Origin of the sequence: Aureitalea sp. L0-47 (assembly GCF_026126405.1) — a bacterium.
Lineage (GTDB): Bacteria > Bacteroidota > Bacteroidia > Flavobacteriales > Flavobacteriaceae > Pukyongia.
Genome location: NZ_JAFMTQ010000013.1, coordinates 99,450 through 108,136, shown reverse-complemented (window position 1 = coordinate 108,136; position 8,687 = coordinate 99,450). Strand labels below are relative to the sequence as shown.

The window sequence follows — 8,687 nt, the reverse complement described above, 5'->3', positions numbered from 1 at the left end:
TTTTTACGCTTGGTCCGGGATCACGAGCGTCTCTGATCACCGAAGTTTTAACGAAGGTGATAGCGAGTAATCCCGAGACCCTGAATCGAGTTCAGTGTGACAAGGAATGAAAAGCACATTGAAGCCATAGTATCTGCAGCGGTATATTAAGGAATAGCCACCACGCCAGCTGGCCCCTTCGCTAAAAGTGTCCACCGGACACTTTTTTTACGCTCGGTCCGGATCACGAGCGTCTCTGATCACCGAAGTTTTAACGAAGGTGATAGCGAGTAATCCCGAGACCCTGAATCGAGTTCAGAGTGACAAGCATTTTCAGAAAACAAGAAAGACGAAAGAGAACGGGCTCAATAAAAAAGCCCCTCCGAAAAGGGGCTTATAGAATACATAACCTCTAAATTATGTTTCCTGATCAGCTCATGTGAACTGTCAATTTTCAATATTGTAATTCAGCTGTGATCTAAGCGGTTAGAGGTACGAATGCCGTTAATGATCACACGACTGTAGCAACGCAAAATAGTAAATTCTTGATAATTTACCTGATTTTTTGTTAGGATTAACTAATAAATAACGAAAACCCCTCCGCGAAGGGGTTTTAAACAACAACAACTATTTATGCTTCCTGGGTGGAAGTTTGTTGAACGGCCAGGTTATAAATAACCAGACCAAATCCAATCTTATTAATGGCATCTGCTATGTTGTAGAAGACATCCATGCTAAGTCCGCCGAAGATACCTTCGTACCATCCTGGAGTTCCAGCCATATATCCAATTGGATAAATAGCCCATCCCACTAGTACGAACCAGCATAGGATTTTGTGAGCACTTTGAACCGATCCACCAGCTGCTTTCGCCAGCTTCGCAGCGCCGCCTAACCAGATTTCGTATACAATTACAAAGTAGGCAATACCGGATATAAGACCCCATAACCAGGCATTGTCTCGATCTACTCCTTCACCTAAGTATCCTGTTACTAGCATTACTACTGAAAGAAAGATGAGTTTCCACATCAAAGATTTTTTAGCTCCAGCTACTTTTAATATAAGATAGAACTCAACGCACATAAGTGGCACGGTAAGAATCCAATCTACGTAGCGGAAAAAGGTTGGTGATTCTGCATTGGTTGCCCAATAATCTCGCATATACCAGTAGTGAACTGCGGCAATAAACGTAATAAGTCCTGAAACTAGGATAGAAGTTCTCCACTTCCTATCGAAACTATTCATAGACAGAAAAAAGAAGGCAGAAGCTGCCATCATAGCCATACAACCAACGAAAAATGTAAAACCTACATAGTCGTCCGGCGCAAGCTTGGGTACGAGTGAAATAAAGTTTGAAAACGTTTCCATATAAATTTTGTTTAATTAATTTCAATCAAAGTTAAACAGAAAGGTGTTAAAAGATTCCCAATCATTCCCTTAAATATTTGCTAACATTTTAGTTTTGCTTTATGAATTTTAAGAAAGTAGCAGTTTTTATAACGCTTTTCAGTTTATGGCTCACGAATTACTTCTCGGGGTCGGAGCAGGAATTAGTTGCCTTCTTTCTTATTTTTTCTGTAGGAATTCTTCACGGGAGCAATGACTTGGCGATTATGAGCAAGTTGCGATCTGTCTCGGGATTAAGGAGATTAATAATAGTATTAGGCTCTTACATCCTAGTAGTTCTTATCGCTGGTGCCTTCTTTTACTGGTTACCCGAACTGGCACTGGCAGGCTTTATCCTCTTTAGCGCTTATCATTTTGGCGAACAGCATTGGGAAAGTTTAGAAACGTTGCAACCAAAAGGATTTCGGGGTCTGTTCTTCGCGGGATACGGCCTGTTAATTTTGTTTTTGCTTTTTTATACGAATATGGGTGCTACTCAGGAAATCATCAGCTCTCTTAGCGGACAAATCATACCTGAATCCTGGTTTGTTTATGGTCTCTTAAGTTCGCTAGTCCTTACGGTTATTGCTGTGTTCTATCTTCTTGTTAAAAAACAAATTGATTACGGAAGGGTAGCTTTCGAATGCTTCCTATTATTGGTTTTCGGGATAGTATTTAGGTATGCTGATCTTATCTGGGCCTTTGCGATCTATTTCATATACTGGCACAGTATTCCTTCAATATTCGGGCAACTAAAATATTTATATGGAGAGGTTAGTCTCCCCAGTTTTAAACTATATCTCAAGTCTTCCTCGATCATTTGGGCGATTTCCGTAGGATCAATGTTAATGTTATTCTATATTTTCAAAGATAATCAGGAGATCATCATGCCGCTGTTCTTCGCATTTCTAGGCGCTATTACGTTTGCTCATTCTTTTATAATTACCAGGATGTACGGACAAAAAAAGCCGAATGAATAAACATTCGGCTTTTAAGAATTCTTTCTTCATGTTATTTAAGCTTATCCGCAATAATTCTTTCCTCCCTGTTGGCCACTTCCCAGGCTGTGTGAAAGATCAATCTTGCTCTTTTACTCATTAGTTCATATTCGATCTTATCAGGTGTGTCGGTAGGCTGGTGATAGTCCTCGTGAACACCGTTGAAGTAAAAAATAACTGGAATATTCTTCTTGGCAAAGTTGTAATGGTCACTTCGATAGTAGAATCTATTAGGATCGTTATCGTCGTTGAACTTATAGTCCAATTCAAGATTTACATATTTTTCATTAACAGCTTCCGAAAGGTCGTGCAACTCCTGACTTAATTTGTCACTCCCAATTAAGTATATATAATCTTCACCTCCAGCCTTATCCGGGTCGATACGGCCTATCATATCGGTATTTAGATTGCACAGGGTATTTTCCAAAGGAAACAAAGGATTTTCAGTATAGTATTTCGAACCGTAAAGTCCGATCTCTTCTCCAGTAACATGGAGAAAGAGAATAGAACGTTTTGGTCCGTTTCCATCCTTAACCGCCTTCTGAAAAGCCTCGGCAATTTCGAGCATGGCTACGGTCCCGCTTCCATCATCATCTGCACCATTGTAAATATCTCCGTTGTCTCGTTTTCCAACGTGATCGTAATGGGCCGAAAGCACGATCACCTCTTCTGGTTTTTCTGAACCTTTTATGTAGGCAACGATATTTTCAGAATCATTGGTAACGCGTCTTCCCAGATAACTCGCGGGGATATTCTGATAGTAGTTATTCTCTTCGATCGGTGAAGGAATTCCCTGGTCCATGTAAAAATTCCGAAGATATTCGGCGGCCAGTTTCTGACCATCGGTACCGGTCATTCGACCTTCCATTTGATCTGAAGCAAAAGTGTACAAATGTGTTTTAAGGTCTTCGGCTGTGATAGTACTCGCGTAATCGACCTTACTCATCACAGTTGTGCTAACATTGGTTTGCGCGGAATTGCATGAGATAGTTAATACAGAAAGCGCGAGTATAAATAGTTGTTTCATCAGGTTAAAAGTTATGTAATTGCGGCTAAAGATACAGTAATGACGACGGTAGATTGTAAAAATTTTGTGAAAATAAAGCCTCATCCGGCCTAGAGTATTATCCCTTTTCAGAATACAGGATTTTCCCTGAAATTTCCAGTATACCCGTTACCAGGCACTTAAATGGTGTAACGCTTTAGTATCTTTAAATCATAAAACTAATGCGATGAATTTAAAACGAACAACAATTATTCCGACTGACGATCCGAATCTTGCTAAACAGCTTTTCCAATCTTTCATTGAAAAGGAAATGCTGGTTCTCATGATAATAATCGGTGATACAGACACCATAAGAACCGCTATGCCCACTGCAGACAGTTTGGCTCACAAGATCTACTTCAATATGGAGCGCTGGGTTTTGTGGGTAAGGGATTACGAAGTACTTAGAGGTACTTTAGAGCAAAAACTAGCCGAATCACCCAATACTAAGGACATGGACTACGATGACATCAAATGTTTCAGTTTGTCTCCAATCCAGGACCTGGCAGACGGGGTAATACAAAAAAATGGTGTGCTGGACTATGTGAGCCTTCAGCAGTCCTTCTTCAAGGCGCAGTCTGATGATATCGCCTTTACAAATAATCCAAATACCTGATTGTAAGCTATGAGAAAATTAATCACAATAGTACTGGTTTGCTTCCTTGGCATTTCAGGGTTTGCCCAGATCGTGACCATTCAAGAGAAAGCGGATAATGGAAAGACACGCACTGTTGAAATGAGTGGCCCCAAGATTGTAGACATCAATTCCTCATTAGAGGTGGATGTTAACAAACGGGAAGTGCTCAAGGCGATAGAACTTCAGTATCCTCAATTGAAAACACAGGTGGAGCTTGAAAGCAAGATAGACGCTTTGCAAAAGGCCCTGGAAAACCAGGAATCCATTATCAATATTCTCCAATCAAGTATGCCTTCCAGGGACCAGCAGCAAACATTTTTCTTTCAAATAGATAGATTCCTTATGCTGGTAGGTCAGAATAGCGAGCTAAGGGCACAAGTGAATGCCTTGTATGCGGAGTATGACAATGTATACGGCATTACAGGAAGTCAGGATCTCCCTGCGGAGGCATATATCATTCAAAATTTAAATAATGATCTGGATAAACTGGTAGAAGATCTCAACACTTCGAAACCTCAAGCATATTCAGTGAGTTTGCTGGCGTTCAAAAAGGACCCTTCAGGTGGTGATAGAGTGCATGTTAAGAACTTCGACACCTACACCGAACGCGATTATGTAACTATTGATCGTTGGGTGACGACTCTTTCAGAAGAACAAAAGAAAAAGCTGGAAGATCTGAGAGCAAAGGCGGAAGAATTAAATAAAAGCAATGCAACTTTATTCGATGAGTTAAAACAGCTTTTTAAAGCTAACTTCCCGAACCTTGATTGTATTGGTGAGGTTAAAGACAATCTTAACGATATGCTGCAGGATCCACAACTGGCGGGCCCCTTTACAACGGATCTAAAAAACATTTCGTCCAAAATTTACAAAGACCTCGGTAGTCTTCAGGTGCTGATCGACCTGTTTAATAAGAACTTTGATTCCTGGGATGTAGATACAGTATTCCAGGCAGCGGATGCGCTCAAGAACCTAAAACAGGAATTCGAAAGTATTTCCATTTCTTTCGATTCATTCAAGAGAACTGCTGCATCGATCGCAACACTTCAAACTAAGGCAGATACGCTAGTAACAAGTTTTACGGGCTGTTACAGCGCCTTGAAAGATGATTACGACAATCTGACCAAAGCGCTGTCTTTAATTGTTAAACGACAGTCTAATTTCATAAAGAACAAAGAAATTGGTAAGGAAGTACTCAAATTCACGGCAACTACGCTTCCCCAGAAGGGTTTTATCAATCTTAAGGGGACGGGTAACAGGTCGAATGGCGATCAACTCTTGATCGAAGTGGTTCTTCGTTTTCCTGCTTCTGAAGATGGTATGCCGGAACAAATAATTACTCTGGAAGAGCATTTACTCACCATGCAACTTATCGGTATACGATCGGAAGTAGCTGTTGGTATGCTATTGATGAATCCCAACGAGAGCAGTCTTGATTTTGAACCTGAACGTAAATTTTATTTTGCTCCGGGGGCATCCTTGCTTTTTAAGTTCGGATCTAGAAAGTCAATGACCTACAACAATATTGTCGACTTCGGACTTGGGATTAATTTTGCTTCCCCCGATCTGGATACCGATGGTACTCCGGAATTTGGTGTGGGTATAATCGCCACTGCAATACGAGATATTATTAGTGTTGGCTATGGATATAATGTAACCATCGATGCCCCATACTGGTATTTTGGGGTAAATCTTCCGTTTAACTTTCCCGGTATTCCGGTAAATAATGTGAAGACAACACCCACAAATTAGTCAAGTAATTTTAAACAAAAAGGCGTCATTAAACGCCTTTTTGTTTAACCAGACTAATTAATTGTTAAACCCCTTTTTATTCATAGTAATATTTTTAATATTTGTGAGTGTTACTATGATAAAGAGCTTTTTACAATATTTTCTAATGATAACGGTGATCTTTTCTCTGTTAGCTCCGGCCATTATTCCTTTGGTCGTGGACGACATCAGTCAGATAGCTATCATAGAGATCAACGAAGAAGAGAATAAAGAGAACAAAAAGCAGCAAAACACTTCCGAACTGGAAGAGAAGCAGGTATATTTCCAGGACTTGCAAGTACATGAGAATACATTGATTGGAATACTAATGGCCAGGGCATCTCATTACCTGGATGGTTCCAATCAGTTTCATCCCGAAATTATCCTTCCCCCTCCTGAACATAGTTGATTTTCCATTCAACGCAAAAACAAAACAAACATTACTCGGTTAACAACTGAGTGAAAATCAATATACTATGTTCAAAAATCTTAAAAGCGACTTACCGTCGAGTATAGTCGTATTCTTCGTTGCTTTACCACTATGTCTGGGTATCGCACTGGCGAGTGGAGCTCCGCTATTTTCAGGACTCATCGCCGGAATTGTTGGGGGGATCGTTGTAGGATCTCTTAGTGGTTCAGCCATTGGTGTAAGTGGTCCGGCCGCAGGATTAGCTGCCATTGTACTTACTGCCATTGGCGCCCTGGGTGGTTTCGAAAACTTTCTACTAGCTGTTGTACTTGGAGGAATTATTCAAATTGTTTTTGGTATTCTGAAAGCTGGAGTAATTGGGTACTATTTCCCTTCTTCAGTAATTAAAGGAATGCTAACAGGTATCGGGATCATTATTATTCTGAAACAAATCCCGCACTTTTTTGGTTACGATGCAGATCCCGAAGGTGACTTCGCATTCTTCCAGGTAGATGGAGAAACTACCTTCTCCGAAATCTTTAAAACCATGAATGCCATTAGTCTTGGCTCCACCATTGTTGCGGTAGTTGGATTGGGAATCCTGATCCTTTGGGAGAAGGTGTTGGCAAAAAAGTCCAAGATATTCAAGTTGATCCAGGGGCCGCTGGTAGCGGTTATCTTCGGAATTGTATTTTTTAGTTTAACCGATGGAACCAGCATGGCTATCGCAAGCGAGAACCTGGTAACTGTTCCGGCGCCTGAAGACGCGAGTTCCTTCTTAGCACAATTCACCTTCCCGAATTTTGCGGCTATCACCAACCCGGAAATCTGGGTTACTGCTTTTACTATTGCCTTGGTGGCCAGTCTGGAAACCCTGCTCTGTGTAGAAGCTACCGATAAACTGGACCCGGAAAAACGAGTTACTCCTACCAACCGAGAACTTTTAGCGCAGGGAACCGGTAACATTCTTTCGGGACTCATCGGTGGACTGCCAATCACACAGGTAATTGTTCGTAGTTCCGCCAATATTCAATCGGGTGGAAAGTCGAAAGCATCTGCCATCATTCACGGTTTCTTCCTGTTGATTTCAGTAATACTTATCCCAACATTATTAAATAAGATTCCATTATCTGTTTTAGCTGCCATACTCTTAGTTGTAGGATATAAACTGGCTAAGCCATCACTCTTTAAGAAGATGTACCAAATGGGCTGGAAACAGTTTCTGCCATTTACAGTGACTGTGGGAGGTATTATTTTTACTGATCTGTTGGTTGGTATTGGTCTTGGATTGGGTGTTGGTATTATCGTAATCTTGTTTAAGAGTTATCAAAACTCTCACTTCCTGCATATTCAAGATAAAAGTAACGGGAAGCATAAAATCAAAATGACCCTGGCCGAAGAGGTGACCTTTTTTAATAAGGGAGCCATTTTAAAGGAACTGGATAGCCTTCCCAGGGATACATATCTAGAGTTGGATGTTCGCCAGACACGATACCTGGATAATGACATCATCGAAATCCTGGAAGATTTTGCTTACAAGGCAAAGGAGCGAAATATCGATATCAAGATTATTTCCGAAGGAGGTACTGTTGAAAATCCTCCTAGTTTCATAGAATATTTCAAATTATTACCGAAAACGGCATAATTGGCCAAAAAAAAAATAACAATCATGAAAAAAAATAATATAGTGGTTCTAATCAATCTAGATAAACCACAACTCAATATAGTACGGAACTCTATCAATGTTGCGAATAGTTTGAACGCAGTATTGACCTTTTTATACGTTAAGAAAGCGACAGACGCAGTTCAAAACGAAAATCATATATCCGCTATAAAAACCCTTACGGATACCCATATGAAAATAGATGGGAAAATGCGAGAACTATTGGAGCCATTCCAGAAATCCACGGATACTAAAATTCGGAGCAAGATCGCTATCGGAAATGTGAAAAACCATATAGGAAAGTATCTGAATGAATTGAATCCTGACCTTGTAATCCTTGGAAAAAGGCCTAAAAAAGTACTTCCATGGGAAGGTGATCGACTTACCCAATTTGTGGTAAATGAATTCAATGGACCTGTTTTGATTTCTGCCACGGATCAGGTTTTGGAGCTTAATGAACAACTCTCTTTGGGACTGCTCTCTGCTTCAGGTTCTGATGCACCTAAAGGTATTGTGGAAGACCTCCTTAAAATCTCGTCACAACCTGTGAAGTCTTTTAGGATTGTTAACAAGTCAAGTGATACCCAATCATCCAGTACCATGCCTTTTAAGACAGTGGAATATGCTTTTGAACCAGGCGATAATGCCGTTAAGAACTTATCGAAATATGTTCTTAGAAATAATGTAAATTTACTGTTCTTAGATCGCGATTATGTGACTAGAAGAAGCCGGAATGCTTCTCCTGCGAATATGAATGGAGTCATTAACCAACTTCCATCGTCCCTTTTGTTGGCGTGAGTCT

General features: G+C 40.5%; 8 protein-coding genes. 6 read left to right on the top strand and 2 right to left on the bottom strand.

What is annotated here, in order from left to right:
* Positions 1-610 precede the first annotated feature (610 nt).
* Positions 611-1,345: a bacteriorhodopsin-like gene (locus tag J1N09_RS12425; protein ID WP_265200555.1), complete on the bottom strand. Its 735-nt coding sequence runs from the start codon at positions 1,343-1,345 to the stop codon at positions 611-613.
* 101 nt (positions 1,346-1,446) lie between these two features.
* Here J1N09_RS12425 and J1N09_RS12420 point away from each other — a divergent pair, with 101 nt between their 5' ends.
* The gene (locus J1N09_RS12420) at positions 1,447-2,343 is read left to right on the top strand and encodes a Brp/Blh family beta-carotene 15,15'-dioxygenase (protein ID WP_265200554.1); all 897 of its coding nucleotides are present in this window, start codon (positions 1,447-1,449) and stop codon (positions 2,341-2,343) included.
* A gap of 31 nt (positions 2,344-2,374) precedes the next feature.
* On the opposite strand, the gene J1N09_RS12415 is transcribed toward J1N09_RS12420, so the two are convergent.
* Positions 2,375-3,388 (bottom strand): M28 family metallopeptidase, encoded by a 1,014-nt coding sequence (locus J1N09_RS12415; protein ID WP_265200553.1) that lies wholly within the window; start codon positions 3,386-3,388, stop codon positions 2,375-2,377.
* Positions 3,389-3,593: 205 nt separating this feature from the next.
* Here J1N09_RS12415 and J1N09_RS12410 point away from each other — a divergent pair, with 205 nt between their 5' ends.
* From J1N09_RS12410 to J1N09_RS12390, 5 genes are all read left to right on the top strand, one after another.
* Positions 3,594-4,022, top strand: coding sequence for a hypothetical protein (locus tag J1N09_RS12410; RefSeq protein ID WP_265200552.1), 429 nt, complete (start codon positions 3,594-3,596; stop codon positions 4,020-4,022).
* Between the two features lie 9 nt (positions 4,023-4,031).
* The gene (locus J1N09_RS12405) at positions 4,032-5,795 is read left to right on the top strand and encodes a hypothetical protein (protein ID WP_265200551.1); all 1,764 of its coding nucleotides are present in this window, start codon (positions 4,032-4,034) and stop codon (positions 5,793-5,795) included.
* A 145-nt stretch (positions 5,796-5,940) separates the two neighbouring features.
* Complete coding sequence (locus tag J1N09_RS12400; RefSeq protein ID WP_265200550.1) at positions 5,941-6,222, top strand: hypothetical protein; 282 nt, start codon at positions 5,941-5,943, stop codon at positions 6,220-6,222.
* Between the two features lie 67 nt (positions 6,223-6,289).
* Entirely contained in the window at positions 6,290-7,867 is a 1,578-nt protein-coding gene (locus J1N09_RS12395) for a SulP family inorganic anion transporter (protein ID WP_265200549.1), read from the top strand.
* A 24-nt stretch (positions 7,868-7,891) separates the two neighbouring features.
* Positions 7,892-8,683 carry a universal stress protein gene (locus J1N09_RS12390; RefSeq protein ID WP_265200548.1) on the top strand — a complete coding sequence of 264 codons (792 nt, stop codon included), beginning with the start codon at positions 7,892-7,894 and terminating at the stop codon, positions 8,681-8,683.
* The last annotated feature ends 4 nt before the right edge of the window (positions 8,684-8,687 follow it).